The sequence below is a fragment of the Streptomyces sp. NPDC053750 genome (genome assembly GCF_044544295.1).
Taxonomy (GTDB): Bacteria; Actinomycetota; Actinomycetes; order Streptomycetales; family Streptomycetaceae; genus Streptomyces.
Genome location: NZ_JBITXB010000007.1, coordinates 147928 through 167528 on the forward strand (window position 1 = coordinate 147928; position 19601 = coordinate 167528).

Consider the following 19601-nt stretch of genomic DNA (forward strand, 5'->3'; position numbering starts at 1 on the left):
GACCGGCGGCCTCGATGCGTCTTTGCCGGCCTGCTTCAGCTGTACTCCGACCAGTGACCCACCTCGGGATCGGACGTGTCGCGGTGCACGGGGTTGTGGGTGTCCAAGGAGACCCAGACGAGGAATGCGCCTGCGCACACCCCCAGCAGACCGACGGGAATCAGTACAGCGATCAGCCACTCCGGCATGGTCCCTCCCGTCTCGCCGGGTTCTGCCTGCCGTCACCGAGTATCACCGCTCCGAGCAACCTGCGGCGAGTGCGCGGTCGTCCCGGTCACCGTTGCGCGGACCGTAGGCTGATCGGCATGGGTGCCCAGAGGACGAAGCGGATGCCGCGTGCGGTGCGTGAACAGCAGATGCTGGACGCTGCCGTGAGTGTCTTCGGGCAGCGCGGATACGCGGCGGCGTCGATGGACGAGATCGCCGAACTGGCGGGCGTCTCCAAGCCCCTGGTGTACCTCTACCTGAACTCGAAGGACGACCTCTTCACGGCCTGCATCCGCCGTGAGGCCCGCTCCCTCACCGAGGCGGTGCGGGCCGGTGTGCGTCCGGGGCTGTCGGCCGACGGGCAACTCTGGTCGGGGCTGCGGGCGTTCTTCACCCACACCGCCCACCACCCGGACGCCTGGCGGATGCTGCACCTGCACGCCCGTACGCACGGCGAGCGGTTCGCGGCCGAGGTGGCGGCGATGCGCGCGGACATCGTCGCGTTCGTGACGCAGCTCATCGCTGCGGCGGCCCGGGACGCGCGCCGGGACCCGCGTCTGCCCGAGGACGAGGTCGCCGGACTGGCCGAGGCACTGGTCGGTGCCGCCGAGTCGCTGGCCGACTGGGCGGGTGCCACCGAGGGCGTCACCGCGAAGCAGGCGGCGGCGACCCTGATGAACTTCGCCTGGGCCGGCCTGGGCGACCTGATGGCGGGCCGACCCTGGTCCCCGCCGGAGGGGGCCGGGGCCGATCCGGAACCGGCGGTTCAGGCGGCGGGGTAGGGCCCGATCTCGCCGGAGAGGTGCAGCCGTCGGCCCGCGTCGCCGCGCAGCTCGAACCGCCCGCGGTCGGCCCCGTACGAGACCGTCCCCGGCAGCAGCACCGGCGCCCGGAACCGGGCCCGCACCACGGCCGCGTCCGGCGCCCCGTGCGCGGCGAGGCACCGGGCCACCGTCCACATGCCGTGGGCGAGGGTGCGGGGGAAGCCGAAGAGGCGGGCGGTGAGCGGGTGCAGGTGGATGGGGTTGCGGTCACCGGACGCGGCGCCGTAGCGCCGTCCGACATCACCGGCGAGGCGCCATTCGGCGCGGGCGGGCAGGGGTTCGGGGCCCGGGTCGACCGCGCCATGCTCCTCGGGGTCCCCGGTCCCGGCCGTCCGGTGCCGGGCCAGGTAGGTGCTGCGTGACGCCCACACCGGCTCCGTGCCGGCCCGTAGCTCCGTCACGACCGAGGCCTCGGTGCCGCGCCGGTGCGGTGCCAGGCCCTCCACGTACGTGGTGAGTTCGTACGCGGCGGTCGCGGGCATGGCGGCCCGGCGGGTGATGTCGATCGACGTGTGGACCAGCCCGAGCAGCGGCAGCGGGAAGTCCCGGCCGCTCATCAGGCGCATGGCCGCGGGGAAGCCCAGGACGTGCGGATACGTCACCGGAAGCGCGTTCGCGCCGGTCGGGAACCCGCACACCCGCTCGTACACCGCCAGCCGCGCGAGGTCCACGCGCAGGCCGGGCACCACCAGCCGGGTGCGGGGGAAGTCCGCGTCCGGGCGGGGCCGCTTGAGGGGCGACAGCAGGGCGCCGCGCAGGAGGAGCGGGGGGAGGGCGGGGACGCCGGTCAGTGTGGTGGTCGCCGGGGTGGCGGGGGTGCGGGGTTCCGTCGTGCCCATCACGCCCCCAGCAGGCTCTGGCCGCAGACCCGTACGACCTGGCCGTTGACCGCGCCCGAGGCCGGGTGGGCGAGCCAGGCGGTGGTCTCGGCGACGTCGACCGGGAGGCCGCCCTGGGCGAGGGAGTTCATGCGGCGGCCGGCCTCGCGGATGAGGAGGGGGACCGCCGCGGTCATCTTCGTCTCGATGAACCCCGGAGCGACCGCGTTCACCGTCACCCCGTGCTCGGCCCGTGCGCGCGGGGCGAGCGAGCGGACCAGGCCGACGATGCCGGCCTTGCTCGCGCTGTAGTTGGTCTGGCCCGCGTTGCCCGCGAGCCCCGCGATGGAGGCCGTCGCCACGATCCGTCCGCCCCGGTTCACCGCGCCCGCCGCGAGCAGCGCGTCGGTGGTGCGCAGCACGCTCGCGAGGTTGACGTCGAGGACGGAACTCCAGCGGTCGGCAGGCATGTTGACCAGGCGCCGGTCGCGGGTGATGCCGGCGTTGTGGACCAGGACGTCGAGGCCGCCGGGCAGTGCGGCGGCGATGCGCTCGCCCGCGCCGGCGGCCGTGATGTCGAGGGCGAGCGCGCTGCCGCCGAGGCACTCGGCGAGCCCCCGGGCCTCCTCCTCGGCCCCCGGCACGTCGAGGACGACGACCCGGGCGCCCCGTCCGGCCAGCGTTTCGGCGACGGCGGCGCCGATGCCGCGCGCGGCGCCGGTGACCAGGGCGGTGCGCCCGGCGAGGGGGAGGTCCTGGTCGTCCGGGGCGGTGACCGGGACGTCGGCGGCGCCGACCTCGATGACCTGGCCGCTGACGTAGGCGGAGGCGGGGGAGAGGAGGAAGCGCAGTGTGGACTCGGCGGCGAGGACGTCGGCGTCGGTGACCCGGACGAGGTTGACCGTCCTGCCCCGCCCGATCTCCTTGCCGAGCGAGCGGGTGAAGCCCTCCAACGCCTGCTGTACCGCTGCCTGATGGTGGTCGGTCGGATCGAGCGGGGCGCCGAGCACCACCACCCGGCCGCTCGTGGCGACGGACCGTACGACGGGGTGGAGCGCGGCGTGCACCTCGGCGAGCGTGTCGACGTCCCGGACGCCGGTGGCGTCGAGGACGACGGCGGCGGGGCGGCCGGCGTCGTCGGGGCCGAGGCCCGTACGGGCCAGGACGGGCGCGAGGTCGAGGCCCGACGGGCCGGCCGTGAGGTGGAGCAGGCCGCCGGAGAGCGCGCGGCGTTCGAGCGCCGCGGGCTGCGGCAGCCCGAGGCGGCGGGTGAGGAAACGGCCGGGTGCGGTGCCGGTGAAGCTGCGATAGCGGTCGGCCATGTCCTGTCTCCCCAACGGCTGCGTACGGGTCCCACACGTGCCTACTCTGCTTACCCTGGAGTAAGGTTACCGGAGGTAAGTCGATGCCGCCGACGAGAGGTGGAGGGGAGGCGGGGCGTAGGGAGGCAGGTAGCGGCCATGCGGAACGAAACGTGACCTACTGGCAGGTAACCCCCGACACTGCACACCTCCGGCGCGGGACCATCCCCGAACGCGCACCAACTCCCCACGAGAGCCCCGTACGATCCCGAGACTGACCGCTGGTAACCCCCTCTGGTCCGGGGTCCCGGCGATGAACGCCTCGGCGCGCGAGCCACGTACGTCATCCCGCCACGTCACGCAGTCACGCCACGCAGCACCCGATGACAGCGGAGCGGTGGCGGAGAAGTGACAGCAGAGCAGTTTCGCCGCTGCACGTCCCAGGAGCCGCCCGTGTCCACCCCGCTTCCCTCCTTCGCCGCATCCGCCGCCTTCGCCGACTCGCCCGGCCCCACCCTGGTGGCGCCCGAGACACGGCGGCTGGACGGGGCCGTACGGGAGGCGTACGTGCCGCCGTTCGCCCCGCCGGTGCGGCGCGGCTCCCTCGCCGACCTGCCCTTCGACAACGCGGCCGCGGTACCGGACCAGGTGGTCCTCAGCCGCAGGTCGCCGGACGGGGAGTGGTCCGACGTGACGGCGGCGGCGTTCGCCGCGCAGGTGCTGGCGGTGGCCAAGGGCCTGATCTCCGAGGGCCTGATGCCGGGCGACCGCATCGCGATCATGGCCCGGACGACGTACGAGTGGACGCTGCTGGACTTCGCCGGGTGGGCGGCCGGCCTGGTCACCGTCCCCGTCTACCCGACCTCCTCCCTCTTCCAGACCCGCTGGATCCTCCAGGACTCCGGCGCGGTCACCCTCGTCACCGAGACCGCCGCGCAGGCCGCGGCCCTCGGCCCCGAACTGGACCGCATCCCCGACCTCAGACAGCTGTGGGTCATGGAGAAGGGTCACGTGCAGCAGCTGGCGGAGGTGGGCGCGCGGATACCGGACGCGGAGGTGGAGGTCCGCCGGGGCATGCTGAGCCCGAGCACCCTCGCCACCCTCATCTACACCTCGGGCACCACCGGCCGCCCCAAGGGCTGTGCACTGACCCACGGAAACTTCTTCGCCGAGGTCGACAACGCGATCGAGCTGCTCTACCCGGTCTTCAAGGCGCAGACGGGCGACGACCCCTCCGTCCTGCTCTTCCTCCCCCTGTCCCACGTCTTCGGCCGCATGGTCGCCGTGGCCTGTGTCCGCGCCCGCGTCCGCCTCGGCCACGCCCCGAGCCTGAAGCCGGAGGACCTGCTCCCGGACCTGGCAGCCTTCCGTCCGACCTGTCTCCTGACCATCCCGTACATGCTGGAGAAGGTCTTCAACAGCGCCCGCGCCAAGGCCGAGTCGGGCGGCCGGGCCTCCGTCTTCGACCGCGCGGTCTCGGTGGCGGTGCGCTACGGCGAGGCCATGGAGGCCCGCCAGACGGGCGCGAGCGGCGGCCCGGGCCGCGCCCTGAGGACCGCCCGCTCCTTCTACGACCCCCTCGTCTTCCGCAAGATCCGGGCCGCCATGGGCGGCCGGGTCCGGTACGCCATCTGCGGTGGCTCCCCGCTCGGCCGCCGCCTGGCCGCCTTCTATGCCGGGGCGGGCATCGAGATCTTCGAGGGCTACGGCCTCACCGAGACCACGGCCGCGGCGACGGTCACACCCCCGCTGCAGCCGCGCCTGGGCACCGTCGGCTGGCCGCTGCCCGGCACCCGCATCCGCATCGCCGCCGACGGCGAGATCCTCGTCGCCGGCGACCAGGTGCTGCACGGCTACTGGGACCCGCAGGCAGGCGGCGTCGTGCCGGCCGCCGCCGACGGCTGGTTCGCCACCGGCGACATCGGCAGCCTGGACGACGACGGCTACCTGACGATCACCGGCCGCAAGAAGGAGCTGCTGATCACGGCGGGCGGCAAGAGCGTGGCCCCGGCACCGCTGGAGAACTGGCTGCGCTCGCACCCGCTGATCTCCCAGTGCATGGTGCTGGGCGACCGCCGCCCCTACGTCTCCGCCCTGTTCACCCTCGACCCCGACGGCGTCACCCACTGGCGCCGGATGAACGGCAAACACCCGGTGCCGCCGGAGCTGCTGACCGACGACGAGGAGGTCCTGGCGGTCCTCCAGCGCGCGGTCGACGAGGCCAACAAGCTGGTCTCCCGCCCGGAGTCCATCCGCCGCTTCGCGGTCCTGCCGAGGGACTTCACCGAGTGGGAGGGCCATCTGACCCCCTCGATGAAGCTCCGGCGCGACGTGATCATGCGGGACTTCGCGGAGGCGGTGGAGGGACTGTACGGGGGGTAGGCGACGCGAGGGTCGGGCGACGGGCCCGGGTGCTCAGCGGCGGGCGATCAGGCAGGCCTGCGGGACCTTGGCGGAGGTGTCCTCCTCCTGCACGCGCATCGTCCGGGACAGGACCGTGAACCCGGCCTGCTCCAGCAGCTCCGCCATCGGCTCGGGCCGCCGCCGCTCGAAGTGCAGGGCGACCGGACGGCCGAAGGGGCGGTCGAGGTGCATCGGCTCGTCACCGACCTGGAAGGCGAGGAGGAAGTGCCCGCCGGGGGCCAGCACGCGCCGCACCTCCGCGAAGAGGTCCGGCAGCCGGTCCCACGGCGTGTGGATCGACGAGTACCAGGAGACGGCCCCCGCCGGGCGCCGTCGGGCAGATCCAGCTCCAGCATGGAGCCCTGCTCGAACCGCAGACCCGGGTTCTCGCGGCGCGCGATCTCCAGCATCGGGGCGGAGAGGTCCAGGCCGAAGACCCGCAGGCCGAGCGAGGTGAAATGGGCGGTGACCCGGCCGGGCCCGCAGCCCAGGTCGGCCACCTCTCCCTCCGGCCCCACCAGCTCGGCGAAGGCGCCCATCAGGGCCCGGTCCAGCGGGGTGCCGGCGCCGGTGGAGCGGTGCAGGTGGGCGTAGTCCTCGGCGATGGCGTCGTAGAACGTGCGGGTGGTGTCCAGGAAGCGGGTGTCGTGGGTCATGGGGTCGTGGGTCATGGCCCGGGACCCTAGCGGGAGGCACTGGCAGCCGGCCGTGACGGGAATTCATCAAGAATTCAGGAGGCGAGGCCCGGAAAGGGCAGGAGCCCCGTCGCCGAAACCGGCGCGGGGCTCCTTGGGTACTGCTGTCAATCAGACAGGAGTGACATTCTCCGCCTGCGGGCCCTTCGGGCCCTGCGTGACGTCGAAGGACACCTGCTGGTTCTCCTCGAGGGACCGGAAGCCGGTCGCGTTGATCGCGGAGTAGTGGACGAAGACGTCGGGGCCGCCGCCTTCCTGGGCGATGAAACCAAAGCCCTTTTCGGCGTTGAACCACTTCACGGTTCCGGTAGCCATAAGCCCTCCTTGGGCCCAAAGGGTTGCCCTGCTCCAGAACCAGCAAGTGTGAAGACTTGAATGCTGCACAACTGCATATGTCTGAGAACGACGAGAGCCCGCGGTCACATGCTCCGCAGGCTCTGTACTGCAAGGGAAACCAAACTGCAACTTGCTGTGAGCCTAGCACGCAGGCCCCCCGACGCAACAGAGGCCAAGATCACTTCACTCGAATGTTTGAACGCCTCGGCCGTTCGGCTGACGCCGGGGGTGGCGGTGGGCGGATGACGGGGGAGGGCTAGCCTCGCGATGTGGACAATTCTCGCACCCGGCCGCGCGTCGGCCACATCCAGTTCCTGAACTGCCTGCCCCTGTACTGGGGGCTCGCGAGAACAGGTACGCTCCTCGACTTCGAGCTCACGAAGGACACCCCGGAGAAGCTCAGCGAGCAGCTGGTGCAGGGCGATCTCGACATCGGTCCCGTCACCCTGGTCGAATTCCTCAAGAACGCCGACGATCTGGTCGCCTTCCCCGACATCGCCGTCGGCTGCGACGGCCCGGTGATGTCCTGCGTGATCGTCTCGCAGGTCCCGCTGGAGAGGCTGGACGGCGCCCGCGTCGCCCTCGGCTCGACCTCGCGCACCTCCGTACGCCTCGCCCAGCTCCTGCTGGCCGAGCGCTTCGGCGTCCGGCCCGACTACTACACCTGCCCGCCCGACCTGAGCCTGATGATGCAGGAGGCCGACGCGGCCGTCCTCATCGGCGACGCGGCCCTGCGCGCAAACATGATCGACGGCCCGCGCTACGGCCTCGAAGTGCACGACCTGGGCGCCCTGTGGAAGGAGTGGACGGGCCTGCCGTTCGTCTTCGCGGTCTGGGCGGCGCGCAAGGACTACGCGGAGCGGGAGCCGGTGATCACCCGCAAGGTGCACGAGGCCTTCCTGGCCTCCCGCAACCTCTCCCTGGAGGAGGTCGACAAGGTCGCCGAGCAGGCGGCCCGCTGGGAGGCCTTCGACGAGGCGACCCTCGCGAAGTACTTCACCACCCTCGACTTCCGCCTCGGAGCCCCGCAGCTGGAGGCGGTCACCGAGTTCGCCCGCCGCGTGGGCCCGACCACCGGCTTCCCGGCGGACGTGAAGGTGGACCTGCTCCAGCCCTGACGGACACCTGACGGGCACGGGCTGCGGCGCCGGCGGCCCACTACCCTGCTCCCAGGTACTGGCGTACGGGGGAGGGGTGGACGCCATGCAGCCGCTCGATGCCGACGAACCCACCGTCGTGGGGCCCTACCGGCTGCTCGGCCGGCTGGGCTCCGGCGGTATGGGCCGGGTCTACCTGGGCCGCAGCGCCGGCGGCCGGACCGTCGCCGTGAAGATCGTGCACCCGCACTTCGCGCTGGACGAGGAGTTCCGGGCCCGTTTCCGGCGCGAGGTGGACGCCGCACGCCGGGTGGGCGGCGCCTGGACCGCGCGCGTCCTGGGCGCGGACCCCGAGGCACGCGTGCCGTGGGTCGCCACGGCCTACGCCGCCGGCCCCTCCCTGACGGCGGCCGTCGCGGACGTCGGCCCACTGCCGGCCCACTCGGTACGGGCACTCGGCGCGGGCCTCGGCGAGGCGCTGGCCGCGGTGCACCGGCTGGGCCTCGTCCACCGGGACGTGAAGCCGTCCAACGTCCTCCTCACCCTCGACGGCCCCCTCCTGATCGACTTCGGCATCGCCCGCGCCACGGACGGCACGGCGTCCCTGACCTCCACCGGCGTCTCGATCGGCTCACCCGGCTACATGTCCCCCGAGCAGATCCTCGGCAAGGGCGTCACGGGCGCGGCGGACGTCTTCTCCCTGGGCGCGGTGCTGGCGTACGCGGCGACGGGCGAGCCGCCCTTCCCCGGGGACTCTTCGGCCGCGCTGCTCTACAAGGTCGTCCACGAGGAGCCCGAGCTCGGCGCGCTGGAGGGGGAGAAGGGCGGGGAGACACGGGACCTGGTGGCGTCCTGCCTGGCCAAGGACCCGGCCGCCCGGCCGACCCCGGACGACGTGGCCCGGCGCCTCGCCCCCGAGGGCGCGGCCCGCCTGGTGACCGGCGGCTGGCTGCCGGGGGCGCTGGTGGAACGGGTCAGCCGGAGCGTCGTACAGCTCCTCAACCTGGAGGCGGGGGAGTCGCCGTCGGGGGAGGGAGCGGGGGCGGGGGCGGGGCCGGCGTCCGGTCCGGTGGGCTTCAGCCGGCCGTCGATCACGGCGGGTGCGGAGGCGCCCGACGGAGGCGGCGGGTCGGCGGGTGCGACCGCCGGGTCGGCCGGTGCGAGCGGTGGGCCGACGGGCGCGGGCGGTGACGCGGCCGAGCGCGGCGTGTTCGGACCGGCGCCGGTGATGCCCGCGCCGACGACGCCTCCCCCGCACGTACCGGATTCCGCCGCGCACGCACCGGAGCCCCCGAAGCCCCCCACACACATACCGGCGCCGCACGACGGTGGCCGGGCGCCCGGCAGGCTCTCCGTCTCCGTGGCGGCCACCTCCGGGCGGGAGGACGACGGAGGGCGCGGCCGCAGGCTGAGCTGCACCGTGGCCCTCGCGGTGGCCGGCGCGATGGCGGCGGTGACGGTCGGATCGGTCCTCGTCCTCGACCTCCTGCCGGGCGGCGGCAGCAGCAACAACGCCGACAACGGCGGTCACACCCCGTCGGCGAGCACGGCACCGTCCGGTTCCGCGACGGACGGTGGGGGCGCCGGCGGCGATGCCGAGCCCGCCCCGGTGCCCGCCCGTTACGCGGGCACCTGGGAGGGCCAGGCCGTCGCCGTCGACGGCAACCTGCCCCTGGGCACCTTCCGCCTGACCGTCCGCGAGGCCGCGGTGGGCGAGACACTCGGCACCCTGCGCCACACCGACCTCTTCGGCGGCACCTGTGACGACGTACTGACCCTGAAGAAGGTGACGGACCAACAGCTCGTCGCGAGCGCCGTGGGAGCCGAGTCGAACCGCCAGGTCTGCAACCAGGCACTCCACACCGTCCGCCTCACCCCCGTCGGCGACGACCTCCAGTACGAGTCCGACAGCAAGGGCTCCGGCCGACCGAAGGCGCGGCTGTCGAAGACCGAGTAGCCCGGCAACTCCCCCCGGTCACCGCTGTCACTACTGTGGCTACGACGGCGAACACCACCGCACGGGCCGGGTGTTCGACCGACGAGCGTTCCTGGCCGTCGTCCTCCCACGCTTGCGGGACTGCTGAGCGGGATGGGATTCGGCAGCGTGGCCGCGCGGGCGGCAAGCCGTGGGAGTGAGGCGGCGTTCGGTGATGGTGCCGAACGGCCGACGGGCGCCGCATTCGTCGACGAATCGGTGTCGCGGTTGTCCTGCTCGTCGCCCTCTTCGTGGTGTTCGGCAAAGATTGTAGGCTCGGCACTCTTCTCGTACCGAGTGCCCCAACGGGCCCTGTGCGTAAGGCCCGTACGCGACACACGAGCACACCACACGACCCAGGACACCCGCCATGCTGCGACGCCGCACCACCAGCTCGTCAAGCCCGATGGGAAGTTCACCGGCTCCCAGGGACCGGATGCCCCGGCCCGTGCGTGTGCGGCGACGGTCGGATCGTGTGGCCGGATGAGCATCGACCTCCTGGTCGTCCTCGTCGCCGTGCTCTGGGGCGCGGCGGCGGGTGCGCTCCTGCCCCGTGCCGCGTACCGCTTCTCCGCCCCCGCCGGGGAGGCGTGGCGCGGGCGGTGCCCGCGGTCGCACCCCGTCCGGGGCTGGCTCGGGCCGGCGCGGTGCGGGCAGTGCCCGGCCGACGAGGCTTCGTACGGACCCCGCCCCGCCCTCCTCGCCACCGTCACCGCCCTCGTCTGCGCCGCCCTCGCCGCCGCCACCGGCACCCGGCCCGAGCTGGCCGTCTGGCTGCTGCTGGCGCCGGTCGGCGTGCTCCTGGCCGTCGTCGACCTGCGGGTACGGCGCCTGCCCGACCCCCTCACCCTCCCGCTCGCCGGTGCCGCCCTCGCTCTCCTCGGCCTCATCGCCCTCGTGCCCGAGCACGCCGGTCAGTGGACCACCGCCGTGCTGGGCGCCCTCGCCCTCGGCGCCGGCTACGGCGTGCTGTTCCTCATCAACCCCGCGGGCATGGGTCTCGGCGACGTCAAGCTCGCGCTGAGCGCCGGTGCCGTCCTCGGCTGGTACGGCTGGCCGACGGTCATGCTCGGCACCTTCGCCGGGTTCCTGCTCGGGGCGCTCTACGGCGGCGCCCTCGTCGTCACGCGGCGGGCCGGGCGCCGGACGGCCATCGCTTTCGGGCCGTTCCTGATCGCGGGCGCCTTCCTCGGCGTCCTCGCCGGTGCCTACGCGGCCTGAGCACACGTACGTAAAACCCCTGGCGTAGGCTGGACCGGTCCGTCCACAACCCTTACGAACCTTGCGAAAGGGACGCCGGTGACCGAGAAGGCCGACCTTCAGCCCATCCTCGACCGCGCCGCCGCCGGTGGGCGGATCACCCCCGAAGAGGCGCTCGTCCTCTACCGCGACGCCCCGCTGCACGCGCTGGGCGCCGCCGCCGACGCCGTACGCAGGCGCAGGTACGCCGGTACCGAGCACATCGCCACGTACATCATCGAGCGCAACATCAACTACACGAACGTGTGCGTCACGGCGTGCAAGTTCTGCGCCTTCTACGCGGCCCCCAAGGACACCAAGAAGGGCTGGAGCCGCGACCTCGACGACATCCTGCGCCGCTGCGCGGAGACGGTCGAGCTGGGCGGCACGCAGATCATGTTCCAGGGCGGCCACCACCCGGACTACGGCGTCGAGTACTACGAGAAGCACTTCGCCGCCATCAAGAAGGAGTTCCCGCAGCTCGTCATCCACAGCCTGGGGGCGAGCGAGGTCGAGCACATGGCGCGGATCTCGAAGGTGTCGGTCGAGGAGGCGATCCAGCGCATCCACGCCGCCGGGCTCGACTCCTTCGCCGGGGCCGGGGCGGAGCTGCTGCCCGAGCGTCCGCGCAAGGCGATCGCCCCGCTCAAGGAGTCCGGCGAGCGCTGGCTGGAGATCATGGAGATCGCGCACGGCCTGGGCGTCGAGTCGACCTCCACCATGCTCATGGGCACCGGCGAGACCAACGCCGAGCGCATCGAGCACCTGCGCATGATCCGGGACGTGCAGGACCGCACCGGCGGCTTCCGCGCCTTCATCCCGTACACCTACCAGCCCGAGAACAACCACCTGAAGGGCCGCACCCAGGCCACGCTCTTCGAGTACCTGCGGATGATCGCCATCGCGCGGCTGTTCATGGACAACGTCGCCCACATCCAGGGCTCCTGGCTGACGACCGGCAAGGAGGTCGGCCAGCTCTCCCTGCACTACGGCGCCGACGACCTCGGTTCGATCATGCTGGAGGAGAACGTGGTCTCCTCCGCGGGCGCCAAGCACCGGTCCAACCGGCTGGAGATCATCGACCTGATCCGCAAGGCGGGGCGGGTGCCCGCGCAGCGCGCCACGACGTACGAGCACCTCGTCGTGCACGACGACCCGGCCAACGACCCCGTCGACGAGCGCGTCGTCTCCCACATCTCGTCCACGGCGATCGAAGGCGGCACGGCTCACCCCGAGCTGAAGCTGCTGGCTTCCAACTGACGCGGCAGTAGACCGAGTTGGAGACCATTCACGCGGCGGACGAGGTCCGGGTCAGCTGGAGTTCGGAGCCGATCGAAGACGGTGCCGTCGTGGTCGGACGGGACCGGGTCGGGGACGTCGGGACGTTGGAGGAACTGCGTGAGCGGTTCCCCGGGGCGCGCGTCCGCCGGTGGCCGGGCGTCCTGGGCCCCGCGCGCGTCCACGAGGGCCCCCTGCCGGACGCGCCGACCCCTCGCGAGCGCATCCACGAGGTGCTGAAGCTGGGCGCCGTGGTGGTGCTGGACGAGCACGCCGGCACCCCCGAACTCCGCGCGGCCGCCGAGCGGAACGGTGTCGTGGTGTGGCCGAAGGCGCCGTCCCCGTCCTGGGAGCCCGCCATCCGCCGGACCGGCCGCGCCGACCTCGCCGTCCTCGACGAGACCGGTGCCTGCATCGCCACCGTCTGCGCGGGACGCCTGGTGCACCGGCGTCGCTGAGCGCGGCCCCGGGACACGGGAGCGGCCGGCGGGAGCGGCCGCGGAGCGGCGCGCTCAGCCCGTGAACGCCTCCGCGAACGCGCCGTCCTCCTGCTCCACCCCGCTGCACTTGGTCAGCGCGTCCTGCGAAGAGGAATCGTCCCCGCACTGCTGGTCCCGGAACGTCGCCCACATCGACACCCAGGCGATCCCCTGCTCCTCGGCGAAGGCGCGGACCTCGGCCGCGTCCGCCAGCGTGAACGTCTCCCCGTCGACGTCGTTGACGCCGAGCATCGACGTCAGCGCCATGCCCCGCCAGGCGTCCGCGTCCGACGTCCCGAAGACCTCCTTGAGCTGGGTGTGGGCGGCCTCCGCCGAGGTGAGGGCGTAGTCGCCCATGTCGGCGTCGTACGACTCGCCGTAGTTCATCGTCATGAGGTTGACCGTGGAGACCTGCACCCCGTGGTTGTTGGCGGACGCCAGCAGCGCGAGGCCGTCGGAGTCCAGGCCGGAGGGCATGACCGGGAGGGTGAAGGAGACCTCCAGGTCGCTGCGGTCCTCCTGGAGCAGCGCGATCGCCTCCGAGCGCAGGGCGACGGAGTCGGCGTCGGTCAGCTCGTCGCCCTCGACGTCGAAGTCCGCCTGCGTGGAGCCCGCCGCGTCCAGGGCCTCGCCGTAGGCCGCCGCCAGCTCCGAGGCGCTGTCGCAGGTCGCCGCCAGCTCCTTGCCGGAGGCGCCGCCGAACGAGACGCGGACGGTGGCGCCGGACTCCTTCAGCTGCGCGATGCGGGAGGCGACCGCGGTGTCGCCGATGTCCTGGGTGCCGTTCCACCGCGGGGTGCAGTCGTCGCCGGAGGAGATGACGAACGCCAGGTTGTACGTCGCCGGGGAGCCGGCCGCGTCGGTGGCGGAGGCCGTGGTGGCGCTGACGTAGGGGGCGTAGGCGGTGGTCGCCGCGGGGGAGGCGGACGGTGCGGTGGGGGAGGCGGAGGGTGACGCGGGGGCCGCGTCGGTCGTGCCGTCCTGGCCGGAACATCCCGCGGCGGCCAGGGCGAGCAGCAGGGCCAGCCCGGCCGCCGGTTTCCGGTAAGCCCTCATGTGCGTACGCTCCCGTTCTCGTCGTCGGACGAGTGAAGGTGTCACGCCTGTCTGGGCGTTTCCTGAGGAAAGGGCGGGGTTTTCCGTCGCCTCACAGGACACGGACAGACTGCGCGGCTTTTCATCGGGTTCTCATAACGCGGTCCGAGTTCGCGACAGGGAAAGCTCCCTAAGGTCCGGGGAATGCATTCCGAGCCTGCCTTCGAAAGCCGCGCCGCCCTGGGCGAGAAGCCCGCGCGCGGTCGCCGTCGCAAACGCGGCAACGGGTCCGTGGAAGGTCCCGTGTTCGTCGACAACTCCGGACGCCGGGCCAGGCTGCTGCGCCGGCTGGGCCTCCTCGTCGGAGCCGTCTGCGTCGGCTACGCGGCCGTCCTGGGCCTGGCCTTCATGGGGATCGGCACCTCGGTCAACCCGTCCTCGCTGCTGCCCTTCGGCGACGGCGGTGGCGGCGGACAGGGCGGCCCGGGGCCCGGCGGAGGCGCACGCCCCCAGGGCGGCCTCGCTCCCACGGCCGCCCCGCCCACCGGCACGGCGGCCCCGAGCACCGGACCGGGCGGGCCCAGCCAGGTCCCCACCACTCCCGCCGGTACCGCCACCGCCCCCTCTGGCACCGGCACCGCCGACGCCGCCCCCACCGACTGACCGGACGCCCCCACCTCCATGACCACGCCCACGCCTCCCTCCCCGTCCTCCCCGCCCGCGCGAGGCCGCCGCCGCGCGCCCTCCCGCATCGAGCGGGCCGCCGGCCGGGCCGCCGCGCTGCAACGGCCGCGGGTCCTCCTCGCCCTGCTGCTCCTGCTGGCGCTGACCTGCGTAATGCTCCTCGACGGCTATCTGCGCGCGGAGGTGGGCGGCGACCAGCGCGTACGCACCGGCGCCAGCGCCGACGACGTACCGGACGAGATCCTCGACGGCGGGCCCATCCTCACCTTCCGCGGCGGACAGGCCACCACCGTCTCCGTCCCGGACAAGACGATCGCCCTGACCTTCGACGACGGCCCGAACCCCACCTGGACGCCGCAGGTGCTGGAGATCCTCGAGAAGTACGACGTGCCCGGCACGTTCTTCCTGGTCGGCTCGATGGTCTCGCGCTACCCGGGGATCGTGTCGGACCTGGTCGAGCAGGGCAACGAGGTGGGCATCCACACCTTCACCCACGTCGACCTCTCCTACCAGAGCGACTCCCGCGTCACCCGCGAGATCGAGCAGACCCAGCTCGCGCTCGCGGGCGCGGCCGGCATCACCACCACGCTGTTCCGGGCGCCGTACTCCTCTCAGACGGACGCCATCGACAACTACAGCTGGCCCGTCTACCAGCAGCTCGGCGAGGACGGCTACACCAGCGTCTTCATCGACACCGACAGCGACGACTGGAAGCAGCCCGGCGTCTCGAACATCATCAAGTGGGCGACCCCCAAGGACGACAAGGGCGCCTCCGTCCTCTTCCACGACGCCGGTGGCGAGCGCTCGCAGACGATCGAGGCGCTGCCGAAGTACATCGAGAAGATGAAGGCGAAGGGCTACACCTTCACCACCATCAGCGGCGTCATGACCGAGCAGCAGCCCTCCGGCGGGCCCGGCGCCGCCCGGGCGTCCGGCACCGGTGACCGCCTTCAGGCCGCCCACCACGAGGCCACCGGCACGACCCTCTACGAGGGCAAGGCGCTCGTCGCGGCCGTCGCCGTCGCCGAGTGGACGGTGCCGGCGCTGTCGGTCGGACTGATGGTGGTGGGCGTGGCCGTCATGGGCCGGTTCGCGATGATGCTGGTCCTCGCCCGCCGCCATTACAGACAGCGCAACAGACGCCGCTTCAGCTGGGGGCCGCCGGTCACCGAACCGGTCAGCGTGATCGTCCCGGCGTACAACGAGAAGGAGTGCATCGAGTCCACCCTGCGGTCGCTGGCGCAGAGCACCCACCCGATCGAGATCATCGTCGTGGACGACGGGTCGACGGACGGCACGGCGGACATCGCGGAGTCCATGGGCCTGCCGAACGTCCGCGTCGTCCGGCAGGCCAACGCGGGCAAGCCCGCCGCCCTCAACAACGGCGTCCGGCACGCCCGGTACGACATCGTCGTGATGATGGACGGCGACACCGTCTTCGAGGCGGACACCGTGCGGCACCTGGTGCAGCCCTTCGCCGACCCCGGCGTCGGCGCGGTCGCGGGCAACGCCAAGGTCGGCAACCGGCGCACCCTCATCGGCGCCTGGCAGCACATCGAGTACGTGATGGGCTTCAACCTCGACCGGCGCATGTACGACCTGCTGCGCTGCATGCCGACCATCCCCGGCGCGATCGGCGCGTTCCGTCGCGAGGCGGTCCTCCAGGTCGGCGGCATGAGCGAGGACACCCTCGCCGAGGACACCGACATCACCATCGCCCTGCACCGCGCCGGCTGGCGGGTCGTCTACCAGGAGCACGCCCGGGCGTGGACGGAGGCGCCGGGCTCGCTCAAGCAGCTCTGGTCGCAGCGCTACCGCTGGTCCTACGGCACCATGCAGGCGCTGTGGAAGCACCGCGGCTCCCTGACCGACAAGGGGCCCTCGGGCCGCTTCGGGCGGGTCGGCATGCCGCTGGTGGTGCTCTTCCAGGTGGTCACGCCGGTCTTCGCCCCGCTCATCGATGTGTTCACCGCCTACTCGATGATCTTCATCGACTTCCAGGCGGCGCTGCTCGCCTGGCTGGCGGTGCTCGGCGTCCAGCTCGTGTGCGCGGCCTACGCCTTCCGGCTCGACCGGGAGAAGTACCGGTACCTGCTGATGCTGCCGCTCCAGCAGCTGGCGTACCGGCAGATGATGTACCTCGTCCTCATCCACTCCTGCGTCACCGCCCTCACCGGCGGCCGGCTGCGCTGGCAGAAGCTGAAGCGGACGGGTGAGGTGGGGACGCCGGCGGGGACCGGGTGATGGGGGCGCACAGCAAGGGGGCCGTGCGCCGCGGCGAGGGGGTCGCGCGCCGTGCTCCTGCCGTGAGCCCGGCTGCTCCCGCCGTGAGCGTGGCTGCCCCTGCTGCGAGCGCCACGCCGGGCCGGGACCGCTACTTCGACACCCTGCGCGCCCTCGCTCTCGTCCGGGTCGTCGCGTACCACGCCTTCGGCTGGCCGTGGGCCGGGCTGGTCTTCCCGTCCATGGGCATCATGTTCGGCCTGGCCGGCACCCTGATGGCCAAGTCGCTCCAGCGGCCCGCGGCCACGGTGATCCGGAGCCGGCTGCGCCGCCTCCTGCCGCCGTTCTGGTGCTGGGGCGTCTTCGTGGTGGGCGCGATGCTGGTGCACGGCTGGATGCCCGGGTGGCAGATCGTCTACTGGCTCGTGCCGCTCGGCGACCCGCCGGGCAACGCCTGGGGCGCGCAGGCCTGGGAGATCCTCTGGTACCTGAGGACGTACCTGTGGTTCGTCCTCCTCTCCCCGCTGCTGCTGCGGGTGTTCCGGCTCGCCCCCGTGGCCGTGCTGCTGCTGTCCCTGGCGCCGATCGTGGTCTTCCAGTTCGTGTGGCAGCCGCCGGAGAACCGCTTCGGGACCGGGCTGCTGGACGTGGCGACGTACCTCTTCTGCTGGATCCTCGGCTTCGCGCACCGCGACGGGGTGCTGGGACGCCTGAAGCCGGTCGCCGTCGTCGCCCTGTCCCTCGCGGCCCTCGCCTACGGCGCCTGGTACGCCTTCGCGCACCAGGGCGAGTACGGCACCTACGACCTCGACGACATCCCGCTCGCGCAGGCCTTCTGGTCGGCCGGGTTCGTGACGCTGCTGATGTACTCCAAGGGGCGGTGCGGCCTCGACTTCGCGGGACTGGCACGGTGGCGGCGGCTGGACCGGCTGGTGACCGTCTGCAACGCCCGCGCGGTGACGATCTACCTCTGGCACGAGCTGGCCCTGATCCTGGCCGTACCGCTGATCGACCGGTTCTGGGAGGTGCCCGCGTTCGAGGCGTATCTGCCGCTGGAGAGCCAGTGGTTCCTGTTGGGCGTCGGCTGCTGCCTCGTCGCCGTGTTCGTCGTCCTCTTCGGATGGGTGGAGGACGTCGCCGCGCGGAAGAGGCCGCGGCTCGTGCCGTGAGCCCGTCCGCGGCGACGGGGGCACGGGCTGCAACAATGGGTGCGTGACCCGCGCTTCCCTGAACAAGCAGCCGCACGAAGTCGCCTCGATGTTCGACCACGTCGCGGAACGGTACGACCTGACGAACGCCGTGCTGTCGCTCGGCCAGGACCGGGCGTGGCGCAAGGCGGTCGCCCGGGCCGTCGACGCCCGGCCCGCGCAGAAGGTCCTGGACCTCGCGGCGGGTACGGCGACCTCGTCCCTGCCCTTCGCCCGCACCGGTGCCTACGTCGTCCCCTGCGACTTCTCCCTCGGCATGCTCCAGGTCGGCAAGGAGCGGCACGCCTGGCTGCCGTTCACCGCGGGTGACGCGACGCGGCTGCCGTTCAAGGACGACGTCTTCGACGCGGTCACCATCTCCTTCGGGCTGCGCAACGTGCAGGACACGGACGCGGCGCTGCGCGAGATGTACCGGGTGACGCGGCCCGGCGGCCGGGTCGTCATCTGCGAGTTCTCCCATCCGACCTGGGCGCCGTTCCGCACCGTCTACACCGAGTACCTGATGCGCGCCCTGCCGCCGGTGGCCCGTGCGGTGTCCTCCAACCCGGACGCGTACGTCTACCTCGCCGAGTCCATCCGCGCCTGGCCCGACCAGCCGGCGCTCGCCGAGCGGCTGGGCAAGGCCGGCTGGTCGAGGGTGGCGTACCGGAATCTCACGGGCGGCGTGGTGGCGCTGCACCGGGGCTTCAAGGAGAGCTGAGCGCGGCGCAGTAGCGCGGCGGGCGTTCGGCCCGCTCGCTCCGGTCGGTCCGTCCGGTCTGTTCGCCCGGCTCGGTGAGCTCCCGCCGGAGCCCGCCCAGCGGCGGTCTCGGCACACGCGGCTCGCGGATGCCCCCGCCGCCCTCGCCCTCCCCGAAGTCGAACCACACGTACACCCTCGACTCCCGCGGCACCCGGGCGCCGGGCTGCGGGTACTGGCGTACGACGTGGTCGACGACGGCGAGACGGACGTCGGGCCGGTCCTGCGCATGCAGTAACAGCCCTTTCGTCCGGGCCGTCTCCCACGCGTCCACGGCCATCAGGCCGACCAGGCGGGGCACTTGCACGTCGGATTTCTCGGGTGTCAGGCGCACGGACGTCACCCCCAGCGGTACCCGGCAGATTAGCTCCGCCGTGCGCCCTCGGGAAGCGTCATGTGGCTTGCTGTGACAGTCGATCACTCCGTGTCACAGCGCCTCGTGTCACAGCGCTCCGCGTCACAGCGCGAGCCGGTAGCAGTGCCCCTCCTGTCCGGACCCCGGGATGGTGAAGGCGTCGGCGAGCCGCATGCCCAGCCGCTCCGTGACCGCTATGGACCGCCCGTTGCGGGCGTTGACCATCGCGACCACCTCCGCGACGCCCGCCGCGCGCACCCGCTCCAGTGTCTGATGGGCCGCCGCAGTGACGTACCCCTTGCCCCAGTACCCCCGCCCGAGGCGCCAGCCGATCTCGATCTCGCCCTTGGGTCCCCAGTCCTGCGGCCAGGGCTGGGCGCCCGTGAAGCCCATGACCCGGCCCTCCTCGTCCACCATGGTCCACAGGCAGAAGCCGTGCTCGGCGTCGTGCCGGCGCTGGCGGGCGGTGAGCTCCTCGTAGACGGACAGCTCCGCGGACCTCCCGCCGTGGAACTCCATGACGTCCGGGTCGTCGAAGACCCGGTGCCAGGCGACGGCGTCCTCGTCGGTGGGGACGCGCAGCCTTACTACAGGCAGAGCTCGGTTCACTGGGCAGCCCTTCAGCCGGGTGATCGGTGACGCTGAATAGACTGCCCGTGTCCAGTGCCCGTCGGCACGCTGATTTCGAACTCTGGGGAGATCCCG

Annotated in this window: 17 protein-coding genes and 1 pseudogene; 11 read left to right on the forward strand and 7 right to left on the reverse strand. The window is 72.5% G+C overall.

The genetic code is table 11. The annotated features are described in order from the left end of the window. Positions 1-305 precede the first annotated feature (305 nt). Positions 306-989, forward strand: coding sequence for a TetR/AcrR family transcriptional regulator (locus tag ACIGO6_RS21345; protein WP_399878486.1), 684 nt, complete (start codon positions 306-308; stop codon positions 987-989). Here ACIGO6_RS21345 and ACIGO6_RS21350 read toward each other — a convergent pair. Together ACIGO6_RS21350 and ACIGO6_RS21355 are read right to left on the reverse strand one after the other, a co-directional pair. Then, positions 974-1870, reverse strand: coding sequence for a MaoC family dehydratase (locus ACIGO6_RS21350; RefSeq protein WP_399878487.1), 897 nt, complete (start codon positions 1868-1870; stop codon positions 974-976). The two genes, ACIGO6_RS21345 and ACIGO6_RS21350, sit on opposite strands and share 16 nt — an antisense overlap. Then, positions 1870-3171: a 3-oxoacyl-ACP reductase gene (locus tag ACIGO6_RS21355; RefSeq protein ID WP_399878489.1), complete on the reverse strand. Its 1302-nt coding sequence runs from the start codon at positions 3169-3171 to the stop codon at positions 1870-1872. Before ACIGO6_RS21355 ends, ACIGO6_RS21350 begins: the two co-directional genes overlap by 1 nt. A gap of 432 nt (positions 3172-3603) precedes the next feature. On the opposite strand from ACIGO6_RS21355, the gene ACIGO6_RS21360 reads away from it, so the two are divergent. Continuing rightward, positions 3604-5532, forward strand: a complete 1929-nt coding sequence (locus tag ACIGO6_RS21360) for an AMP-dependent synthetase/ligase (RefSeq protein ID WP_399878491.1) — start codon at positions 3604-3606, stop codon at positions 5530-5532. A gap of 33 nt (positions 5533-5565) precedes the next feature. Here the strand turns inward: ACIGO6_RS21360 and ACIGO6_RS21365 are convergent. Together ACIGO6_RS21365 and ACIGO6_RS21370 are read right to left on the reverse strand one after the other, a co-directional pair. Continuing rightward, positions 5566-6209 (reverse strand): annotated as a pseudogene (locus ACIGO6_RS21365) (class I SAM-dependent DNA methyltransferase). A gap of 150 nt (positions 6210-6359) precedes the next feature. Next, positions 6360-6563: a cold-shock protein gene (locus tag ACIGO6_RS21370; RefSeq protein ID WP_004984723.1), complete on the reverse strand. Its 204-nt coding sequence runs from the start codon at positions 6561-6563 to the stop codon at positions 6360-6362. Between the two features lie 290 nt (positions 6564-6853). Between ACIGO6_RS21370 and ACIGO6_RS21375 the strand changes: the two genes are divergently transcribed. From ACIGO6_RS21375 to ACIGO6_RS21395, 5 genes are all read left to right on the forward strand, one after another. Next, complete coding sequence (locus ACIGO6_RS21375) at positions 6854-7702, forward strand: menaquinone biosynthetic enzyme MqnA/MqnD family protein (RefSeq protein WP_399878493.1); 849 nt, start codon at positions 6854-6856, stop codon at positions 7700-7702. 85 nt (positions 7703-7787) lie between these two features. Next, a complete protein-coding gene (locus ACIGO6_RS21380; RefSeq protein WP_399878495.1) occupies positions 7788-9638 on the forward strand; it encodes a serine/threonine-protein kinase in 1851 nt (616 codons plus the stop codon). Positions 9639-10139: 501 nt separating this feature from the next. Continuing rightward, positions 10140-10877, forward strand: coding sequence for a prepilin peptidase (locus tag ACIGO6_RS21385; RefSeq protein WP_399878496.1), 738 nt, complete (start codon positions 10140-10142; stop codon positions 10875-10877). A 78-nt stretch (positions 10878-10955) separates the two neighbouring features. Beyond that, positions 10956-12155 (forward strand): cyclic dehypoxanthinyl futalosine synthase, encoded by a 1200-nt coding sequence (mqnC, locus tag ACIGO6_RS21390; protein ID WP_399878498.1) that lies wholly within the window; start codon positions 10956-10958, stop codon positions 12153-12155. Positions 12156-12172: 17 nt separating this feature from the next. Beyond that, positions 12173-12631, forward strand: coding sequence for an imidazolonepropionase-like domain-containing protein (locus ACIGO6_RS21395; RefSeq protein WP_399878500.1), 459 nt, complete (start codon positions 12173-12175; stop codon positions 12629-12631). Positions 12632-12685: 54 nt separating this feature from the next. Here ACIGO6_RS21395 and ACIGO6_RS21400 read toward each other — a convergent pair whose 3' ends face one another. Further along, the gene (locus tag ACIGO6_RS21400) at positions 12686-13708 is read right to left on the reverse strand and encodes a chitinase (protein WP_399878502.1); all 1023 of its coding nucleotides are present in this window, start codon (positions 13706-13708) and stop codon (positions 12686-12688) included. Positions 13709-13891: 183 nt separating this feature from the next. Between ACIGO6_RS21400 and ACIGO6_RS21405 the strand changes: the two genes are divergently transcribed. The 4 genes from ACIGO6_RS21405 to ACIGO6_RS21420 are packed head-to-tail and all read left to right on the forward strand — an operon-like array spanning position 13892 to position 18502. Beyond that, positions 13892-14350 carry a hypothetical protein gene (locus tag ACIGO6_RS21405; protein ID WP_399878504.1) on the forward strand — a complete coding sequence of 153 codons (459 nt, stop codon included), beginning with the start codon at positions 13892-13894 and terminating at the stop codon, positions 14348-14350. 18 nt (positions 14351-14368) lie between these two features. Continuing rightward, complete coding sequence (locus tag ACIGO6_RS21410) at positions 14369-16615, forward strand: bifunctional polysaccharide deacetylase/glycosyltransferase family 2 protein (protein WP_399878505.1); 2247 nt, start codon at positions 14369-14371, stop codon at positions 16613-16615. Continuing rightward, on the forward strand, positions 16615-17763 hold the full coding sequence (locus ACIGO6_RS21415) for an acyltransferase (protein ID WP_399878507.1): 1149 nt from the start codon (positions 16615-16617) through the stop codon (positions 17761-17763). Before ACIGO6_RS21410 ends, ACIGO6_RS21415 begins: the two co-directional genes overlap by 1 nt. Positions 17764-17806: 43 nt before the next feature. Beyond that, on the forward strand, positions 17807-18502 hold the full coding sequence (locus ACIGO6_RS21420) for a demethylmenaquinone methyltransferase (RefSeq protein WP_399878509.1): 696 nt from the start codon (positions 17807-17809) through the stop codon (positions 18500-18502). On the opposite strand, the gene ACIGO6_RS21425 is transcribed toward ACIGO6_RS21420, so the two are convergent. Both ACIGO6_RS21425 and ACIGO6_RS21430 read right to left on the reverse strand, forming a co-directional pair. Next, complete coding sequence (locus tag ACIGO6_RS21425) at positions 18489-18875, reverse strand: PASTA domain-containing protein (protein ID WP_399878511.1); 387 nt, start codon at positions 18873-18875, stop codon at positions 18489-18491. The genes ACIGO6_RS21420 and ACIGO6_RS21425 overlap by 14 nt on opposite strands. A gap of 123 nt (positions 18876-18998) precedes the next feature. Further along, positions 18999-19505 carry a GNAT family N-acetyltransferase gene (locus tag ACIGO6_RS21430; protein WP_399878513.1) on the reverse strand — a complete coding sequence of 169 codons (507 nt, stop codon included), beginning with the start codon at positions 19503-19505 and terminating at the stop codon, positions 18999-19001. Positions 19506-19601 lie beyond the last annotated feature (96 nt).

What these genes read in the sequence shown, in the direction of transcription:
- ACIGO6_RS21345 (WP_399878486.1), top strand. Translation starts at nt 306, where the DNA reads ATGGGTGCCCAGAGGACGAAGCGGATGCCGCGTGCGGTGCGTGAACAG.
- ACIGO6_RS21350 (WP_399878487.1), bottom strand. Translation starts at nt 1,870, where the DNA reads ATGGGCACGACGGAACCCCGCACCCCCGCCACCCCGGCGACCACCACA.
- ACIGO6_RS21355 (WP_399878489.1), bottom strand. Translation starts at nt 3,171, where the DNA reads ATGGCCGACCGCTATCGCAGCTTCACCGGCACCGCACCCGGCCGTTTC.
- ACIGO6_RS21370 (WP_004984723.1), bottom strand. Translation starts at nt 6,563, where the DNA reads ATGGCTACCGGAACCGTGAAGTGGTTCAACGCCGAAAAGGGCTTTGGT.
- ACIGO6_RS21380 (WP_399878495.1), top strand. Translation starts at nt 7,788, where the DNA reads ATGCAGCCGCTCGATGCCGACGAACCCACCGTCGTGGGGCCCTACCGG.
- ACIGO6_RS21385 (WP_399878496.1), top strand. Translation starts at nt 10,140, where the DNA reads ATGAGCATCGACCTCCTGGTCGTCCTCGTCGCCGTGCTCTGGGGCGCG.
- ACIGO6_RS21400 (WP_399878502.1), bottom strand. Translation starts at nt 13,708, where the DNA reads ATGAGGGCTTACCGGAAACCGGCGGCCGGGCTGGCCCTGCTGCTCGCC.
- ACIGO6_RS21405 (WP_399878504.1), top strand. Translation starts at nt 13,892, where the DNA reads ATGCATTCCGAGCCTGCCTTCGAAAGCCGCGCCGCCCTGGGCGAGAAG.
- ACIGO6_RS21410 (WP_399878505.1), top strand. Translation starts at nt 14,369, where the DNA reads ATGACCACGCCCACGCCTCCCTCCCCGTCCTCCCCGCCCGCGCGAGGC.
- ACIGO6_RS21415 (WP_399878507.1), top strand. Translation starts at nt 16,615, where the DNA reads ATGGGGGCGCACAGCAAGGGGGCCGTGCGCCGCGGCGAGGGGGTCGCG.